General features: G+C 65.2%; 18 protein-coding genes and 1 pseudogene. 14 read left to right on the forward strand and 5 right to left on the reverse strand.

The genetic code is table 11. From position 1 onward, the window contains the following. Positions 1-62 precede the first annotated feature (62 nt). Complete coding sequence (gene hpaI / locus AC07YZ_RS21805; protein ID WP_494796319.1) at positions 63-869, forward strand: 4-hydroxy-2-oxoheptanedioate aldolase; 807 nt, start codon at positions 63-65, stop codon at positions 867-869. Between the two features lie 13 nt (positions 870-882). On the opposite strand, the gene AC07YZ_RS21810 is transcribed toward hpaI, so the two are convergent. From AC07YZ_RS21810 to AC07YZ_RS21820, 3 genes are all read right to left on the reverse strand, one after another. Next, positions 883-1,503 carry a MarC family protein gene (locus AC07YZ_RS21810; protein WP_226490979.1) on the reverse strand — a complete coding sequence of 207 codons (621 nt, stop codon included), beginning with the start codon at positions 1,501-1,503 and terminating at the stop codon, positions 883-885. A gap of 61 nt (positions 1,504-1,564) precedes the next feature. After that, positions 1,565-2,062, reverse strand: coding sequence for a MaoC family dehydratase (locus AC07YZ_RS21815; RefSeq protein WP_494796320.1), 498 nt, complete (start codon positions 2,060-2,062; stop codon positions 1,565-1,567). Further along, on the reverse strand, positions 2,063-2,833 hold the full coding sequence (locus tag AC07YZ_RS21820) for an SDR family oxidoreductase (RefSeq protein ID WP_494796321.1): 771 nt from the start codon (positions 2,831-2,833) through the stop codon (positions 2,063-2,065). Between the two features lie 83 nt (positions 2,834-2,916). Between AC07YZ_RS21820 and AC07YZ_RS21825 the strand changes: the two genes are divergently transcribed. The 3 genes from AC07YZ_RS21825 (at position 2,917) to AC07YZ_RS21835 (ending at position 4,970) form a co-directional block, all read left to right on the forward strand. Next, positions 2,917-3,516: a 2-hydroxychromene-2-carboxylate isomerase gene (locus AC07YZ_RS21825; RefSeq protein ID WP_494796322.1), complete on the forward strand. Its 600-nt coding sequence runs from the start codon at positions 2,917-2,919 to the stop codon at positions 3,514-3,516. 32 nt (positions 3,517-3,548) lie between these two features. Next, entirely contained in the window at positions 3,549-4,232 is a 684-nt protein-coding gene (locus AC07YZ_RS21830; RefSeq protein WP_494796323.1) for a dienelactone hydrolase family protein, read from the forward strand. 87 nt (positions 4,233-4,319) lie between these two features. Next, on the forward strand, positions 4,320-4,970 hold the full coding sequence (locus tag AC07YZ_RS21835; RefSeq protein ID WP_226490984.1) for a glutathione S-transferase family protein: 651 nt from the start codon (positions 4,320-4,322) through the stop codon (positions 4,968-4,970). Between the two features lie 130 nt (positions 4,971-5,100). Here the strand turns inward: AC07YZ_RS21835 and AC07YZ_RS21840 are convergent, their stop codons facing one another. Both AC07YZ_RS21840 and hemB read right to left on the reverse strand, forming a co-directional pair. After that, positions 5,101-6,210, reverse strand: a complete 1,110-nt coding sequence (locus AC07YZ_RS21840; RefSeq protein WP_226490985.1) for a magnesium transporter CorA family protein — start codon at positions 6,208-6,210, stop codon at positions 5,101-5,103. Between the two features lie 34 nt (positions 6,211-6,244). Continuing rightward, entirely contained in the window at positions 6,245-7,246 is a 1,002-nt protein-coding gene (hemB, locus tag AC07YZ_RS21845) for a porphobilinogen synthase (protein ID WP_494796324.1), read from the reverse strand. Positions 7,247-7,566: 320 nt separating this feature from the next. Here hemB and AC07YZ_RS21850 point away from each other — a divergent pair, with 320 nt between their 5' ends. From AC07YZ_RS21850 to AC07YZ_RS21895, 10 genes and pseudogenes are all read left to right on the forward strand, one after another. Then, positions 7,567-8,691 (forward strand): hypothetical protein, encoded by a 1,125-nt coding sequence (locus AC07YZ_RS21850; RefSeq protein ID WP_494796325.1) that lies wholly within the window; start codon positions 7,567-7,569, stop codon positions 8,689-8,691. A gap of 244 nt (positions 8,692-8,935) precedes the next feature. Beyond that, positions 8,936-9,364, forward strand: a complete 429-nt coding sequence (locus AC07YZ_RS21855) for a CopD family protein (protein WP_494796326.1) — start codon at positions 8,936-8,938, stop codon at positions 9,362-9,364. 27 nt (positions 9,365-9,391) lie between these two features. Next, positions 9,392-10,498 carry a VanZ family protein gene (locus AC07YZ_RS21860; protein ID WP_494796327.1) on the forward strand — a complete coding sequence of 369 codons (1,107 nt, stop codon included), beginning with the start codon at positions 9,392-9,394 and terminating at the stop codon, positions 10,496-10,498. Positions 10,499-10,507: 9 nt separating this feature from the next. Then, entirely contained in the window at positions 10,508-10,846 is a 339-nt protein-coding gene (locus AC07YZ_RS21865; RefSeq protein WP_226490990.1) for a (2Fe-2S) ferredoxin domain-containing protein, read from the forward strand. A gap of 68 nt (positions 10,847-10,914) precedes the next feature. After that, positions 10,915-11,538 carry an alpha/beta hydrolase gene (locus tag AC07YZ_RS21870; protein WP_494796328.1) on the forward strand — a complete coding sequence of 208 codons (624 nt, stop codon included), beginning with the start codon at positions 10,915-10,917 and terminating at the stop codon, positions 11,536-11,538. Positions 11,539-11,595: 57 nt separating this feature from the next. After that, positions 11,596-12,771, forward strand: coding sequence for a D-alanyl-D-alanine carboxypeptidase family protein (locus AC07YZ_RS21875; protein ID WP_494796329.1), 1,176 nt, complete (start codon positions 11,596-11,598; stop codon positions 12,769-12,771). A 167-nt stretch (positions 12,772-12,938) separates the two neighbouring features. Then, a complete protein-coding gene (gene rpsL / locus AC07YZ_RS21880; RefSeq protein ID WP_068169701.1) occupies positions 12,939-13,316 on the forward strand; it encodes a 30S ribosomal protein S12 in 378 nt (125 codons plus the stop codon). A 156-nt stretch (positions 13,317-13,472) separates the two neighbouring features. Beyond that, entirely contained in the window at positions 13,473-13,943 is a 471-nt protein-coding gene (rpsG, locus tag AC07YZ_RS21885) for a 30S ribosomal protein S7 (protein WP_068169697.1), read from the forward strand. A 99-nt stretch (positions 13,944-14,042) separates the two neighbouring features. After that, the gene (gene fusA, locus AC07YZ_RS21890; RefSeq protein ID WP_226490992.1) at positions 14,043-16,145 is read left to right on the forward strand and encodes an elongation factor G; all 2,103 of its coding nucleotides are present in this window, start codon (positions 14,043-14,045) and stop codon (positions 16,143-16,145) included. 110 nt (positions 16,146-16,255) lie between these two features. After that, a pseudogene (locus AC07YZ_RS21895) lies at positions 16,256-16,326 on the forward strand (GTP-binding protein); the annotation flags it as partial.

The raw sequence follows: 16,326 nt of genomic DNA on the forward strand, positions 1-16,326 counted from the left end.
AGCCAGCCCGGCGGTGCTTCTGGGCGAAGGCACGACTTCCTCAATTTTTTAGGCATTTCGACATGAAGATCCCCCAGAACACCTTCCGCGATGCCCTCAAAGCCGGCCAACCGCAGATCGGCTGCTGGGTCGGCTTTGCTTCGCCCGACGTGGCCGAGGCCCTGGCCGGCTGCGGTTTCGACTGGCTGCTGCTCGACGGCGAACACGCGCCCAACGACCCGCGCAGCGTGCTGCAACAGTTGCGCGCCGTCGCGCCCTACACGACCACGCACTCGGTGGTGCGCGCCGTCGAGGCGAACGTGGCCCTGGTCAAGCAGTACCTCGACGTGGGCGCGCAGACCCTGCTGATCCCGATGGTGGACACGGCCGAGCAGGCGGCGTTGATGGTGAAGGCCATGCGCTACGCCCCCGACGGCATCCGCGGCATGGGTGCCGCGCTCGCCCGCGCCTCGCGCTGGAACCAGGTCGACGACTACCTCAACCAGGCCAACGGCCAGATGTGTCTGCTGGTGCAGGCCGAGACGGTGGAGGCGGTGAAGAACCTGAAAGCCATCGCCGAGACCGACGGCGTGGACGGTGTGTTCTTCGGCCCGGCCGACCTCTCGGCCAGCATGGGTTACCGGGGCCAACCCGGCCACCCCGAGGTGCAGAAAGTGATCCTGGAAGGCATCGCCACGGTCAGGGCCGCCGGCAAGGCCGCCGGCATCCTGGCCACCGACCCGGTGCTGGCGCAGCAGTACCTGGACGCCGGCGCGCTGTTCGTGGCCGTGGGGCTGGACACCAGCCTGCTGGTCAAGGCCGCGACCGATCTGGCGCGCCGGTTCTCCGGCGCCCGCGCGGCGGCGGCTGGCGCATCGGGCGGTTACTGAAATCGGGCGCGTGTCACGCGCCCAGCGCAGGGAACAGCTTGACCAGCCCGGCGGCCATCACCTCCACCGACAGCGCGGCCAGGATCAGGCCCATCAGCCGGGTCATGACGTTGATGCCGGTCTGGCCCATCAGGCGCGCGATCGGCTTGGCCAGCGAGAAACACAGCGCGGTGGCGACCGCGACCACCACGCCGTAGCCCACCAGCGCCGCGTGCTGGAAAAAGGTCTTGGCCTGGTCGGCGTAGATCACCACCGTGGACATGGTGGCTGGGCCGGTGAGCAGCGGGATGGTGAGCGGCACCACGGCAATCGAGGCGCGCGCCGAGGCGTCGTCCACCTCGCCCTGGGTGGTCTTGGCCTCGGCCGGTTGCGCGTTCAGCATCGACAGCGCCGAGGTCAGCAGCAGCATGCCGCCACCCACCTGGAAGCTCGCCAGCGAGATGCTGAAAAATTCCAGGATCTGCAGGCCGATGATGGCGCAGGTGGCGATCACGGCGAACGCGCTGATCGACGAGATCAGGATCGTGCGCCGACGCTGCGCCGAGCTGAAGCCCTGCGTGTAGTGAATGAAGAACGGAACGATCGCCAGCGGGTTGACGATGGCGAGCAGGGTGATGAGGGGCTTGAAATCCATGGCCGGCATTGTGGGGCAGGAAGGGCCCACCCGCGCTGCATCAGCGGAAATCAGGCGGCATTCACGCCGGGTTTGGCGTCCCAGGCTCCCGTCGCCGAAACATGCCATACCCCTCCATGTGCAGCACCTTGTCGCCGTGCTGGTTGAACATCTCCCACACCGTGCGCACCAGGCCCACGTCGGGCCGCTTGCTCATGGCGCGCTTTTCGGTGATGGTGTGCTGCAGCCGCAGCACGTCGCCGGGGTAGACCGGCTTGGTCCACTTCAGGCTCTCCAGCCCGGGCGAACCGAGGCTCGATGTTTCATGCAGGAAATTCGTGACCATCAGCCGCATGGCCATGGCGCAGGTGTGCCAGCCGCTGGCGCTCAAGGCTCCGAACACCGAGGCCTGGCCGGCTTCTTCGCTCAGGTGAAAGGGTTGCGGGTCGAACTGGCTGGCGAAGGCGATGATTTCTTCCTTCGTCGGCGAGACGCTGCCCAGGTCGCGCACCTGGCCGATCTCCAGGTCTTCCCACCAGATCTTGATGTGCGGGCTTTGTTCGGGGGTGGTGGCGGTCATTCAGCGTCCTCCAGAAACGTCGAGCAGGCTCATGGTGGTGTAACTCGCGGCATCCGACAGCAGCCAGACGATGGCCTGCGCCACCTCGTCGGCCGTGCCGCCGCGCTGCATGGGCACCTGGTGCTTGAGCTCGTTGACGCGGTTGGGCAATCCGCCCGAGGCGTGGATGCCGGTCTCGATCAGGCCCGGGCGCACGGCGTTCACGCGCACGCCTTCGGCCGCCACCTCCTTGGCCAGGCCGATGGTGAAGGTGTCGACCGCGCCCTTGGCCGCCGCGTAGTCCACGTACTGCCCGGGCGAACCCAGGCGAGACGCCGCGCTGGACACGTTGACGATGGCGCCGCCCTCGCCCCCATGCCGCGTGCTCATGCGCCGCACCGCTTCGCGCGCGCAGAGCATGCTGCCGATCACGTTGATGTCGAACATGCGGCGCCAGCGCGCCACGCTCATCTGATCCAGCCGCGCGGTCACGTCCACCACGCCCGCGTTGTTCACCAGCCCGGTGAGCCGCCCGAGCTTGGCGTCCACCTTCTCGAACATCTTGAGCACCTGTGCCTCGTCGGCCACATCGGCCTGCACCGTGATCGCCGTGCCGCCGCCCGCGCGGATCGCGCGCACCACCTCGTCGGCCGCGAGCGAGTTCGCGGTGTGGTTCACCGCCACGGCCCAGCCCTGGCGCGCGGCGAGCAGGGCGGTGGCCGCGCCGATGCCGCGACTGCCACCCGTTACCAGCAACACCTTCGGATACCTTGCGTTGTCGTCCTGTCCCATAACCTCTCTCCTGCAAAAGCAGCCGGCATCGCTTACAACACCGGCTCGACCGCCCTTCATTACAACAGCGTCAGGAAACCACCATGCGTCGCACAGTCGACTACTACTTCGCCCCCCAGAGCCCCTGGATGTACCTCGGCCACGAGCGTTTTGCCAAGCTGCTGCAGCGCAGCGGCGCCCAGGTGCGGGTGCTGCCGGTGGACTTCGGCAAAGTGTTTCCCGCGTCGGGCGGTTTGCCGCTGCCGCAGCGGGCGCCCCAGCGCCAGGCCTACCGGCTGGTGGAACTGCGCCGTTTCAGCGAGGCGCTGGGCATCCCCCTCAACCCGCAGCCACGCTGCTTCCCGGTGGCGGGCGATCCCGCAGGCTGGCTGATCACGACGGTGGCCGGGCAGGACGGCGAGGCCGCCGCGATGCGGTTGACCGGCGCGGTGGGCCGGGCGGTGTGGGCGCAGGAGCGCGACATCGCCGACGCCACCGTGCTGGCCGATCTGCTGGCCGAATGCGGGCTGGACCCGCAGCGCCTGGCGCAGTCGCAGCAGGACGGTGCGAAGGCGCTGTACGCGACCCACACCGCGCAGGCGATTGACGCCGGGGTATTCGGTGCGCCAAGCTACGTCATCGACGGTGAAATTTTCTGGGGTCAGGACCGGCTCGATTTTGTCGAGCGCCGGCTGCTCGCCTGACCCCTTTGTTTGACAACGCACAGGAGCTTTCCATGGGGACTTTCACCAATCTCACCGCCGCCGATGGCTTCACGTTTCCGGCCTACGTGGCCCAGCCCACCGGAAAACCCCGGGGCGGCCTCGTCGTGTTGCAGGAGATCTTTGGCGTCAACGCCCACATCCGCGCCGTGGCCGATGGCTACGCAGCCGACGGCTATTTCGTCGTCGCGCCCTCGACCTTCCACCGCGTGAAGGCCGGCGTGGAGATGGGCTACGCCGAAGCCGACATGCAGGCCGGCATGGCGCTCAAGGCCGCGGTGGAGGCGTTGCCGGCGCCGGGCGTGATGCCCGACATCCAGGCCGCCATTGACCACGCGGCGCAGGCGGGCAAGGTCGGGATCCTGGGTTACTGCTGGGGCGGCCTGCTGACCTGGCGCGCGGCCAGTGCGCTCAGTGGCCTGTCCGCCGCCGTGCCCTACTACGGCGGCGGCATGACCACCGAGGCCGAAGCGGCTCGCCAGCCGAAAGTGCCGGTGATGGCCCACTTCGGCGAACAGGACCGCTGGATTCCCATGGACAGCGTGCGCGCCTTCGAAAAGGCCCAGCCGGGCGTGGCGGTGCACGTCTACGCCGCGAACCACGGCTTCAACTGCGACCACCGTGGCTCCTGGAACGCCCCGGCTGCGAAACTCGCGCGGGAGCGCACGTTGGCCTTCCTGGCCCAGCACCTCGGCTGACACCGTGCGCGCCGCCGAGTTGACGCGGCGCATCGCCTGGGACAATGCTGCCCACCTGTTGGGTGTATCCACCCCGAAGAACCGACCATGATCCAACTGCACCATTCCCCCAGCAGCGCCAGCATGGTGCCGCACATCCTGCTCGAAGAGCTGGGCCTGCCCTACGAACGGGTGTTGGTGGACCGCACGCAGAACGCGCAGAAGACCACCGCTTTTCTCAAGCTCAACCCCAACGGCCTGATTCCCGTGCTGACCGACGGCGACCTGGTGCTCTACGAGACCGCCGCGATCTGCCTGCACCTGTGCGACACCCACCCCGAGGCCGGCCTGGCGCCCGGTCTGGGCACGGCCGAGCGCGCCCATTTCTACAAGTGGCTGATGTGGCTGACCAATACGCTGCAGAGCACGCTCATGGTGTATTTCCACCCGGACCGCTGGGTCAACGCCGGCAATGCCTCGGGCATGGCCCAGGTCAAGATCCATGCCGAGGCCCGCACCCGCATCCTGCTGGACCAGCTCGACACCGAACTGGCGCGCCACGCCGGTCCCTGGTTCATGGGGGCCTCGTACACCGCGCTGGACCCGTATGTGTTCACCCTGTGCCGCTGGACGCGGCACTTCGCCAGCACACCGGCGCGCGACCGGCCGCACCTGGGGCCCTACCTGCAGCGCGTGCTGGAGCGGCCGGCGGTGCAACGCGCCCTGGCCAACGAAGGCCTGAGCCCTCCGTTTGTTTGAGTCCGTCCTTCGTGTGCGTGCCCCAGCGTGTCCGGCGCGAGGCACCCAGCCCAGAATGCGGTGGAACCGGCTTCGCCGGGCCACTCGCATGGCCCCTTGAGGGGCCGCGCGCAGCGCGGCAGGGTTGGGCCTATCTCCCCGTGCGCGCCAGGTAGCGCTTGCGCCAGAACAGCACACCCAGCAGCACCGCCGTCAGCGCCATGGTGCCCATGGCCCACCAGAAGCCCGACTTCTGGTGCAGCAGCGGGATGAACTCGAAGTTCATCCCGAAGATGCCCGCGATCAGGTTCAGCGGCAGGAAGATGGCTGTCAGCGCGGTCAGCGTGCGCATGATGTCGTTGGTGCGGTTGCTCTGCGCCGAAAAATGCATCTGCACCGCGATTTCCGCGTTTTGTTCCAGCCGGCGCACGTGGTGCACCACGCGTTCGATGTGCTCCAGCACGTCGCGGCTGCGCACCCTGAGCAACTCCAGGCCGCGCTGCCCGCCGATGGTCTCGCTGGCTTCCCAGCCGGCCAGGGCCTCGATCCAGTCCTGGATCGAGGCGCGCTGGTCTTCGCAGATCTCGTCGAGGTGGTGCAGCGACTTGCGCGCGTCCAGCAGCGAGCCCCAGTTGTTGAAGTGCGTGCCTGGGCGTAGCAGCTCGGTCTGCCAGTGGTCGAGCTGGCGCGTGAGCTCGCGCCGCAGCTCCAGAAAACCATCGACCATGAGGTTGACCACGCGCAGCATCAGGTCGGCCGGGCTGGTCGGCCACTGGTTGCCGATGGCGCGCTGCGCCCCGTTGGCCGGCGAGAGCAGGCGCGCCGCGTAGGTCTCGAGCACGCCACAGCCGGCCGGGTGCACGGTCAACACCACCTTGTCGAACACCGCGAAACACACCGGGCTGGTGTCGATGCGGCGCAGCACCGGCGGACCACTCTGTTTCTGGCGCTGGGTCAGCGGCTGGCCCGGGTGGTCGAGGTCGGTTTCGCTGTGGCCCGCTGCGAGGCGGCGAAAGGCGAGGATGTCGTACAGCGAGGTGTAGTCGTAGTGTGAGGGCAACTGGTTGTTGAGCAGGTCAGAGACGTGCAGGTCGACCAGGGTCATGCCGCATGTCGCTTGCAGGCAGGCCTGCACCGCGCCCAGTTCGACCTCAAGCTCGCGCCGGCTGCAGGCGATCCAGACATAGCCCTGGGGCGGCGCCTGGACGGGCAGGGCGGCGATCTCGGCGACCGCGTGGGGCTGGATGTGAAAGATGCGCATGCGTGGCCACGCTTGGACGTTGAGCGTGCGGACTTCAGGCGCGCAGCAGGCGCGCCGCGTCGCGCGCGAAGTAGGTCAACACGCCGTCGGCGCCCGCGCGCTTGAAGGCCAGCAGGCTTTCCATCATCACCGCGTCGTGGTCCAGCCAGCCGTTCTGCGCGGCGGCCTTGAGCATGGCGTATTCGCCGCTGACCTGGTAGGCGAAGGTGGGCACGTGGAACTCGTCCTTGACCCGGCGCACGATGTCCAGGTAGGGCATGCCGGGTTTGACCATCACCATGTCGGCGCCTTCGGCGATGTCCAGCGCCACTTCGCGCAGGGCCTCGTCGCTGTTGCCCGGGTCCATCTGGTAGACCTTCTTGTCGGCCTTGCCCAGGTTGGCCGCCGAGCCCACGGCATCGCGGAACGGACCGTAGAAGGCGCTGGCGTACTTGGCGCTGTAGGCCATGATGCGCGTGTGCACCAGGCCGCGTGCTTCGAGTTCGCGGCGGATGGCGCCGATGCGGCCGTCCATCATGTCGCTGGGCGCGACCATGTCCACGCCCGCCTCGGCCTGCGTGAGGGCCTGTTGCACCAGGATCTCGACCGTGGGGTCGTTCAGGATGTAGTTGTGTTCGTCCAGCACGCCGTCCTGCCCGTGGCTGGTGAACGGGTCGAGCGCCACGTCGGTCATCACGCCCAGTTGGGGGAATTGCTTCTTGAGTTCACGCACCACGCGCGGCACCAGACCATTGGGGTTCAGCGCTTCCCGGCCGTCGGGGGTCTTGAGCGACGGGTCGATCACCGGGAACAGCGCCATCACCGGGATGCCCAGTTGCACGCAGTCTTCCGCCACCGGCAGCAGCAGGTCCAGGCTCAGGCGCTCCACGCCCGGCATGGAGCCCACCGCTTCGCGCCGGCCGTGCCCGTCGAGCACGAAGACCGGGTAGATCAGGTCCGACACCGTGAGGCGGTGTTCGCGCACCAGATCCCGGGTGAAAGGGTCGCGACGCAGGCGGCGCGGGCGGGCGAGGGGGTAGGGGGCGGGTAGATGCATGGGGGGTATTGTGGCAAAGCCGCGCCGGCGCGGGGCGGAGCTCAGCGGGGACGGTCTGGTGCGAGGCAAGGTCAATCTGAATGTGTCGAATCGTAAAAACAGCAAGAGGATTGAAAAACCTGGGGGTTTGTGTTGAACTCCACAGTAAGAAGAAAATACTGCAGTCGCATCCGTACCGTGTTCGGGGAGGCGGTGGTACTTTCATGTCAACCCCTACCCTCGAATGGCTTGCTGGGCCGTTCGATCATGTGGTGGACCGGCGTGTGTGGTGCTGGTGTGCTCAGGTGGGGGATCCCGCACTTACTTCACGAGTCCTCACCATGTTGCAAACCAAGAAAAGCCATTCCAACCCAACGACCGCCGGCAAGGCGGGCGGCGCCGATGCCGGCGCCTGGTCGCTGGAGGAGCACTGGCCCGAACTGGTCACCGGCCTGGCCGACCAGATCACCGAAGGCGTGAGCGCGCTGCAGCAGCACCTTGACAACCTGCTGGCCCACGGCCGGATCAACAAGCTGGAGCACCGCGCGCTGAGCGTTCCGGCCGAGCGGATCAAGCTCGCCGGTGTGAGTGCCCAGCAGATCCACCGGTTCTACGGCGGGCGCATCCGCCAATCGCATGAAAAAGTGGACATGTCGGTGCTGGTCGAGGGCGTGCTGCAGGAGCGCAAGAAGGAACTGGCCATCCTGGGGATTGCATTGCGGCGCAAGCTCAAGCCGGTCGAGGTCTTGATCGACCCCACGGTGGCGCACACCTTCGTGAACGCCGTGCTCGACTGGGGGATGCCGTTTGGCAACCGGGTGGACGTGCGCATGGACCTCAACGCCTGGCCCCAGCACGCCCGGTTGCAGATGCGGGTGTCCAACGATGGGGTGCCGCCCTCCAGCGTCACTTCGTCCGACAACCTGAGCTGGATGTTGATCCGGCAGATCGCGCTGGGCGCCGGCGGGATCGAGATTTCGCGGGAGGTGACCGACGAAGGCGTGAACTTCACGGCGCTGTTCAACCGCACCGTGCAGGCGATCGATGGCATTTCCGCGGTCGACCTGTCCGATGAGCACTCCTCCATGTTCAAGTCGCTCTCGGGCACCTATGTGCTGACCATTTCTCCCAGCCTGCAGATCCGCGCCGACGTGCGCGACGCTTTGCGGGAAATCGGCATCGTCTCCGACAGCGTGGTGGACTTCAATCAGGCCCGCGATGCCGTCAAGGCGCGCATGCCCAACCTGATCGTGGTCGACTCGGAGATCAAGAACGACGCGTTCGAGAGTTTCCGCCGCGACCTGCTGCGGGAGGTGTTCGAGTTCCCGTTCGTCGAGATTTCGCCCGACGACAGTTCGTTTGACATGTCCGGGTTCGGCGAGTTTTCCATGGCCAAGGTCGGGCGCGGCAATATCCGCGAGGCCCTGGGCACCGCCGTGATGTTCGAACTTGCAAAAATGATGTAAATGTCACACTTTGTGGCGTGTGAAGGCCATGGAATTGTCAAAATTGACAGGGTGTTTTTTGGAGGAAATGTTTTTTTGGTGTAGCATAGAGCCGGGCGAGCCGAAAGGTGAGCCTCCCGCTTTTCCTCCCTGAGCGGGTGCCTTAGTGTGTGACAGCAAAAAGGCTTCCCAACCCGGCCCACGGCCGGGTTCTTTTTTGCCCGCTCCTTTTTCGAGGCTTCGGCCCGAGGGCTACACTGACCCCATGCTTTGGGTCAAATCCTTTCACATCGTTTTTGTGACCAGCTGGTTTGCCGGCCTGTTCTACCTTCCCCGCATCTTCGTGAACCTTGCCATGGTGCCGCCCGAGAGCGTGGCGGAGCGCGAGCGCCTGCTGCTCATGGCTCGCAAACTGATGCGTTTCACCACCATGCTGGCGGTTCCCGCCTTGGGTCTGGGGCTGTGGCTCTGGTTGGGCTACGGCATCGGGCGGGGTGAGGGCAACGGGTGGCTGCACGCCAAGCTGGCGGTGGTGTTGCTGATCCTGGGCTATCACCATGCCTGTGGCGTCGTGCTGCGCCAGTTCCTGCGGGGAACCAATCGGCGCGATCATCGCTGGTTCCGCTGGTTCAACGAGGCGCCCGTCGTCATGCTGGTGATCGTGGTCCTGCTGGTGGTGGTCAAACCCTTTTGACGTCCGTTCCGCGGACTTGAATCCGCTTTGAAACCGTACTCTTCCGCCTGGCCGCTGGCGTTGCTGTTTGGCGCGCTGGTGGTCTACGCCAGTCTCTATCCCTTTTCGGGCTGGCGGGTGCAGGGCGTCCTGCCCATGGCGTTCCTCCAGGCGCCCTTGCCGCAATACTGGACCGGTTTCGACGTGATCGCCAACCTGCTCGGTTATGCGCCCCTGGGTTTTCTGCTGGCGCTGGCCATGCTGCGTTCGGGTTGGGGTCACTGGTCCTGGCCGATGGCGGTCGGTCTGCCTGTCCTCCTGTCATTGGCGGTGGAAACGCTGCAGAACTACCTTCCCATGCGGGTTCCGTCCAATGTGGATCTCGCGCTGAACACGGCCGGTGCCGCGCTGGGGGCGAGCACTGCCTGGGTGCTCGAGCGGCTGGGGGGATTGAGGCGCTGGACCCAGTTTCGTGCCGACTGGTTTGAACCCAGCGCCCGTGGCGGGCTGGTGCTGCTGGCCCTGTGGCCAATGGCGCTGCTCTATCCGGTGTCCGTGCCTTTTGGTCTTGGGCAAGTGTGGGATCGGCTGGAGACGGGGTTGACCACCCTGCTGGAAGACACCCCGTTTCTGGACTGGCTGCCCCTGTGGGGAGCGGCGTCGGTTCCTCTGGGGCCGCTGGCCGAGGTGCTGTGTGTGGTCCTGGGCCTGTTGGCGCCTCTGCTGATGGGGTACGCCGACATGCGTTCCATTCCCCGTCGGGCAGGGTTCATGGTGATGCTGCTGCTGTGCGCCACGGCGTCGGCGAGCATATCGTCAGCACTCACTTACGGCCCGGAGCATGTCTGGTCCTGGATCAGTCCTCAGGCAATTCTGGGCATGGGGCTGGCGTTGCTGACAGGGTTGGCGTTGCTGACCCTGCCCCGACGGCTCTGCAACGTGGGCATGTTGCTGAGCCTGGCGGTGTCGTTGAGCCTGTTGAACCGCGCGCCGGCCAGCCCATACTTTGCCCAGTCGCTCGAAGTCTGGGAGCAGGGCCGGTTCATCCGGTTTCATGGCCTGTCCCAGTGGTTGGGCTGGCTCTGGCCGTTCGCCGCGCTGATCCATGGGGTGATGGCCGTGGCCCGGCCGGCAGCACCACCCCGTCCCCACTAAAATCCCACAATGCCTGAAAACAAGTCTTATTACGAGCGGCACATCTTCTTCTGCCTCAACCAGCGCGAAGGCGGGGAGGCCTGCTGTGCCCAGCACAAAGCCCAGGCCGCGTTTGACCGCTGCAAGTCCCAGGCGAAAAGTCTCGGCCTGCTGGGTGCGGGCAAAGTCCGGGTGAACAAGGCGGGTTGCCTGGACCGTTGTGCAGGGGGGCCGATTGCGGTCGTATACCCGGAAGCGGTCTGGTACAGCTATGTCGACGAGAGCGACATCGACGAGATCGTGCAGTCTCACCTGCGCGATGGCGTGGTGGTGCAGCGCCTCCTGACGCCCCCCGACGTGGGGCGCTGAGCCATGGTCGTCGCACCGGTGTGTCCTGCGCTGGGGCCAGGCGCGCGCCCAGTCCGGGGAGTCTGCCCATGAATGCGCAGACCGAATACCTGCTGCAGACGGGTCCGACCGGTCTGCTGGAGGTGGCGATCGACCGGCCCGAGGGAGTGTCTTTGGGCGCGGCTGTGCTGGCGCACCCCCACCCGCTGCACGGCGGGACGCTGACCAACAAGGTGGTGCAGACCCTGGCGCGTGCTTGTGTGCTGGCGGGCTGGACCGCTGTGCGTTTCAACTTCCGGGGTGTGGGGCGCAGCGAGGGCACCTACGACGAAGGCCGGGGCGAACTGGCCGATCTGCTGTCGGTTGTGGAGGCCCAGGCGCCGCAGGGCGCGCTGTGTCTGGCCGGGTTCTCGTTCGGCGCCTTTGTCACCAGCCATGCGGTGGCAGCCTTGCACCCCCGGCGTGAGATGCATCGGGTGGTTCTGGTGGGTACCGCCGCCAGCCGATTTGAGGTCGCGAGCGTTCCTGCGGAACTCCATCTGCGCACCTTGGTCATCCATGGCGAGCGCGACGACACCGTGCCACTTTCGGCCGCGATGGATTGGGCGCGGCCCCAGTCCCTGCCGGTACTGGTGGTTCCCGGTGGCGGGCACTTCTTTCATGGCCAGCTGCCGTTGCTCCGGGAGCTGGTTTTGCGCCACCTGCGCGCCTGAGCTGGCGGCGGGCTGGTTTTTCTCTCTTTCTTTTCTATTTCTCAAGGACCGGATTTGTTGCGTCGATTGTTTGCCCGTGTTGTATCTGTGTTGGCCGCCACGGTGGCCCTTTCGGCGGCGGCCCAGTCGCCCCAGCCACCCGAGGTCGCGGCGAAGGCCTACCTGTTGCTGGATGTGACCTCCGGGCAGGTGTTGGCGGCCCGGGAGGCCGACCAGCCGGTGGAACCCGCTTCGCTGACCAAGCTGATGACGGCCTACCTGGTGTTTGATGCTCTCAAGTCGGGCAAGCTCAGCCTGACGCAAACCCTTTCGGTGAGCGAGCGGGCCTGGAAGATGCCGGGGTCGCGCATGTTCATCGATCCCAAGATGCAGGTGCCGGTTGAAGACCTGATCAAGGGCATGATCGTGCAATCGGGCAACGATGCGACCATGGCGTTGGCCGAGGGCGTTGGGGGAACCGAAGAGCGTTTCGTCCAGATGATGAACGATCAGGCCAGGGCGCTGGGCATGAAGGCCAGCAGCTTCAAGAACCCAGAGGGCCTGACGGTGGCGGGCCACACCACCACCGCCCGGGATCTGGCCACCCTGGCCACCCGTCTCATGCGGGATTTCCCGGAGTACGTGCCTTATTACGCGATCCAGCGCTACCGCTACCCGGGCACGCCCGCCTCCAACGACACCAATCGCAACCTGTTGCTGTTTCGCGATCCCAGCGTCGATGGCCTGAAAACGGGGCACACCAATACGGCGGGCTATTGCCTGGTGGCCACGGCGCGGCGCCAAGTGCCAGGCCTCGGTGAGGGCGCTCAGGGTCAGCGCCGCCTCCTCAGTGTGGTGCTGGGCGCCGCCAGTGAAAACGCGCGGGCCGCGGAGAGCCAGAAACTGCTCAACTGGGGGTACACGGCCTACGAGGCCGTGCGGCTGTCCCAGGCGGGAGCGCCGCTGGCCACGCCGCGCGTCTGGAAAGGCACGGCCTCCCAGGTGAAACTGGGGCGGCCCGAGGGAGTGGTGGTTTCCGTGCCGACCGGCGAAGGGGCGCGCCTGAAGACCGATATCGTGCGACCCGAACCATTGGTGGCTCCCCTGAGGCGTGGACAACCCGTCGGCACGCTGCGCGTGACCCTGGCCAGTGGCGCACCCGTGGCCGAAGTGCCACTGACGGTGCTCGAAACGGTGGATGAAAGCGGTATTTTTGGCCGCGCTTGGGATGCCCTGCGTCTTTGGATTCAGTGATTCGGCCCGCGCGCAGGAGCTGCGTGCGGCGCTCCTGCCCGGTGCGGGCGGAGGAATTGCCTCCAACGGTTTGGCAGAAAACCAGGCCCGTGCTACAGTAGAGGGCTTTTCGGAATTTTCCGAGAGGTTTTCGTTTTCGCTTTTCTTTAAACGTTTAGGGACGTTTCATGCCAACCATCAATCAACTCGTGCGCCACGGCCGGGAGGTCGAAAAGACCAAATCCAAGAGCCCGGCCATGGAAAACTCTCCGCAGCGTCGCGGTGTGTGCACCCGTGTGTACACCACGACCCCCAAGAAGCCCAACTCCGCTCTGCGCAAGGTTGCCAAAGTGCGCCTGACCAACGGCTTTGAGGTCATCTCCTACATCGGCGGCGAAGGCCACAACCTGCAGGAACACAGCGTCGTGCTGGTTCGCGGCGGTCGTGTCAAGGACTTGCCCGGTGTGCGTTACCACATCGTGCGCGGTTCGCTCGACTTGCAAGGCGTGAAAGACCGCAAGCAGTCGCGCTCCAAGTACGGCGCCAAGCGCCCCAAGAAGGCCTGATTCTTTGGAAATTGCGGTGCCGCTTCCGCCTGGCTGGTGGATCGAGCGCCAAGGCCCACAACACGGAATCGTCCGTGCGGGTCGAGTAAGTGAGAGTTCAGGATGGCTCTCGCGGTGCCTGAAAAGGTGCCAACTGAACAAATATGAGGTGAAAAAATGCCACGTCGTCGCGAAGTCCCTAAACGTGAAATCCTGCCGGATCCCAAGTTCGGCAATGTCGAGCTCTCCAAGTTCATGAACGTGATCATGGAAGGCGGCAAGAAAGCCGTCGCTGAGCGCATCATCTACGGTGCTCTGGAGCAGATCGAGAAAAAGACGGGCAAAGACCCGGTCGAAGCTTTCTCCATCGCCATCAACAACGTCAAGCCCATGGTGGAGGTCAAGTCCCGCCGTGTCGGCGGTGCGAACTACCAGGTGCCCGTTGAAGTGCGCCCGGTGCGTCGTCTGGCGCTGTCGATGCGCTGGATCAAGGAAGCTGCGCGCAAGCGCAGTGAGAAGTCCATGGCCATGCGCCTGGCGAACGAGCTGATCGAGGCCACCGAAGGTCGCGGAGGCGCCATGAAAAAGCGTGACGAAGTGCACCGCATGGCCGAAGCCAACAAGGCTTTCAGCCACTTCCGCTTCTGAAGCTCGCGGGTTCCATTCGAGCCCGCCATCCTTGTCAGAAGCGAGCCCGCTGGCCTCATGAGGGCAGCGGGCTCTGGTACTTAATTTTGGAGAATTTTCATGGCACGCAATACGCCCCTTGAGCGTTACCGCAACATCGGTATCTCGGCGCACATCGACGCTGGCAAGACCACCACCACCGAGCGCATCCTGTTCTACACGGGTGTGAACCACAAAATCGGTGAAGTGCACGACGGTGCCGCCACCATGGACTGGATGGAGCAGGAGCAGGAGCGTGGCATCACGATCACGTCCGCTGCCACCACCTGCTTCTGGAAAGGCATGGACAACTCCTTCCCGGAGCACCGTTTCAACATCATCGACACCCCCGGCCACGTGGACTTCACCATCGAGGTGGAGCGTTCCATGCGCGTGCTCGACGGCGCCTGCATGGTGTACTGCGCCGTGGGTGGCGTGCAGCCCCAGTCGGAAACCGTCTGGCGCCAGGCCAACAAGTACAAGGTGCCGCGTCTGGCCTTCGTGAACAAGATGGACCGCACCGGTGCCAACTTCTTCAAGGTCGTTGACCAGATGAAGCTGCGCCTCAAAGCAAACCCGGTGCCCATCGTGATCCCGATCGGCGCCGAGGAGAAATTCACCGGCGTGGTCGACCTGCGCAAGATGAAAGCCATCATCTGGGACGAGGCCTCCCAGGGCATGAAGTTCACCTTCGAGGAAATTCCGGCCAGCCTGCTGGAGCAGGCCAAGGAGTGGCGCGAAAAGATGGTGGAAGCCGCTGCTGAAGCCACCGAAGAGCTGATGAACAAGTACCTCGAAGAAGGGGATCTCAGCGAGGCGGAAATCACCGCCGGTCTGCGTGCGCGTACCCTGGCTTGTGAAATCCAGCCCATGCTGTGCGGCACCGCCTTCAAGAACAAGGGTGTGCAGCGCATGCTCGACGCCGTGGTCGAACTGCTGCCCTCGCCGGTGGACATTCCTCCCGTGACCGGTACCGACGAAGACGAAGCGCCGACGTCCCGCAAGGCGGACGACGAAGAAAAGCTGTCTGCGCTGGCGTTCAAGCTGATGACCGACCCGTTCGTGGGTCAGCTGACCTTCGTGCGTGTGTACTCCGGCGTGCTCAAGAAGGGCGACACCGTGTACAACGCGGTCAAGGGCAAGAAAGAGCGCATCGGCCGTATCGTGCAGATGCACGCCAACAACCGCCAGGAAGTGGAAGAGATCCGCGCTGGCGACATCGCTGCCTGCGTGGGCCTGAAGGACGTGACCACGGGTGAAACCCTGTGCGACCCGTCCGCCATCATCACGCTGGAACGCATGGTGTTCCCGGAGCCGGTGATTGCCCAGGCCGTCGAGCCCAAGACCAAGACCGACCAGGAAAAGATGGGCATCGCCCTCAGCCGCCTGGCCGCCGAAGATCCGTCGTTCCGCGTGCGCACCGACGAAGAATCCGGTCAGACCATCATCGCCGGCATGGGCGAGCTGCACCTGGAAATCATCGTCGATCGCATGAAGCGCGAGTTTGGCGTGGAAGCCAACGTCGGCAAGCCGCAGGTGGCCTACCGCGAAACCATTCGCGGCACCGTCGAAGAAGCCGAAGGCAAGTTCGTTCGCCAGTCGGGTGGTAAGGGCCAGTACGGCCACGTCGTGCTCAAGATCGAGCCGCAGGAAGCCGGCAAGGGCTTTGAGTTTGTCGACGCCATCAAGGGCGGCGTGGTGCCGCGCGAGTACATTCCCGCGGTCGAAAAGGGTGTGATCGAAGCCCTGGGTCAGGGTGTGCTGGCCGGTTACCCGGTGGTGGACGTCAAGGTCACGCTGCACTTCGGTTCGTACCACGACGTGGACTCGAACGAACTGGCGTTCAAGATGGCCGCGATCTTTGGCTTCAAGGAAGGCTGCCGCAAGGCCCAGCCGGTCATTCTGGAACCCATGATGGCCGTAGAAGTGGAAACGCCGGAAGACTACGCCGGTACCGTGATGGGCGACCTCTCCAGCCGCCGTGGCATGGTGCAGGGCATGGAAGACATGGTGGGTGGCGGCAAGGCCATCAAGGCCGAAGTGCCGCTGTCTGAAATGTTCGGCTATTCGACCTCGCTGCGCTCCGCCACCCAAGGCCGTGCCACCTACACGATGGAATTCAAGCACTACTCCGAGGCACCGCGCAACGTTGCCGAGGCCATCGTCGCTGCACGCTCCAAGTAATTTCAGCCGGTCTGCGATCTCACGCCGCCCTGTCCCCGTGCGGGGCGAATCAGCAGTGGGATGCAGACCTAAAACCGTGACACGGGTTTGTTCTTTCTAGGAATTGAAAAATGGCAAAAGAGAAATTTGAGCGGACCAAGCCGCACGTGAACGTGGGCACCATTGGTCACGTTGACCACGG

Source organism: Hydrogenophaga sp. GW101-3F08, from assembly GCF_059424585.1.

Coding starts and splice junctions, on each gene's coding strand:
- rpsL (WP_068169701.1), top strand. CDS start 12,939: ATGCCAACCATCAATCAACTCGTGCGCCACGGCCGGGAGGTCGAAAAG.
- AC07YZ_RS21855 (WP_494796326.1), top strand. CDS start 8,936: ATGCTTTGGGTCAAATCCTTTCACATCGTTTTTGTGACCAGCTGGTTT.
- AC07YZ_RS21870 (WP_494796328.1), top strand. CDS start 10,915: ATGAATGCGCAGACCGAATACCTGCTGCAGACGGGTCCGACCGGTCTG.
- AC07YZ_RS21865 (WP_226490990.1), top strand. CDS start 10,508: ATGCCTGAAAACAAGTCTTATTACGAGCGGCACATCTTCTTCTGCCTC.
- AC07YZ_RS21815 (WP_494796320.1), bottom strand. CDS start 2,062: ATGACCGCCACCACCCCCGAACAAAGCCCGCACATCAAGATCTGGTGG.
- AC07YZ_RS21825 (WP_494796322.1), top strand. CDS start 2,917: ATGCGTCGCACAGTCGACTACTACTTCGCCCCCCAGAGCCCCTGGATG.
- AC07YZ_RS21840 (WP_226490985.1), bottom strand. CDS start 6,210: ATGCGCATCTTTCACATCCAGCCCCACGCGGTCGCCGAGATCGCCGCC.
- rpsG (WP_068169697.1), top strand. CDS start 13,473: ATGCCACGTCGTCGCGAAGTCCCTAAACGTGAAATCCTGCCGGATCCC.
- AC07YZ_RS21820 (WP_494796321.1), bottom strand. CDS start 2,833: ATGGGACAGGACGACAACGCAAGGTATCCGAAGGTGTTGCTGGTAACG.
- AC07YZ_RS21835 (WP_226490984.1), top strand. CDS start 4,320: ATGATCCAACTGCACCATTCCCCCAGCAGCGCCAGCATGGTGCCGCAC.
- AC07YZ_RS21850 (WP_494796325.1), top strand. CDS start 7,567: ATGTTGCAAACCAAGAAAAGCCATTCCAACCCAACGACCGCCGGCAAG.
- hpaI (WP_494796319.1), top strand. CDS start 63: ATGAAGATCCCCCAGAACACCTTCCGCGATGCCCTCAAAGCCGGCCAA.
- fusA (WP_226490992.1), top strand. CDS start 14,043: ATGGCACGCAATACGCCCCTTGAGCGTTACCGCAACATCGGTATCTCG.
- AC07YZ_RS21830 (WP_494796323.1), top strand. CDS start 3,549: ATGGGGACTTTCACCAATCTCACCGCCGCCGATGGCTTCACGTTTCCG.
- hemB (WP_494796324.1), bottom strand. CDS start 7,246: ATGCATCTACCCGCCCCCTACCCCCTCGCCCGCCCGCGCCGCCTGCGT.
- AC07YZ_RS21810 (WP_226490979.1), bottom strand. CDS start 1,503: ATGGATTTCAAGCCCCTCATCACCCTGCTCGCCATCGTCAACCCGCTG.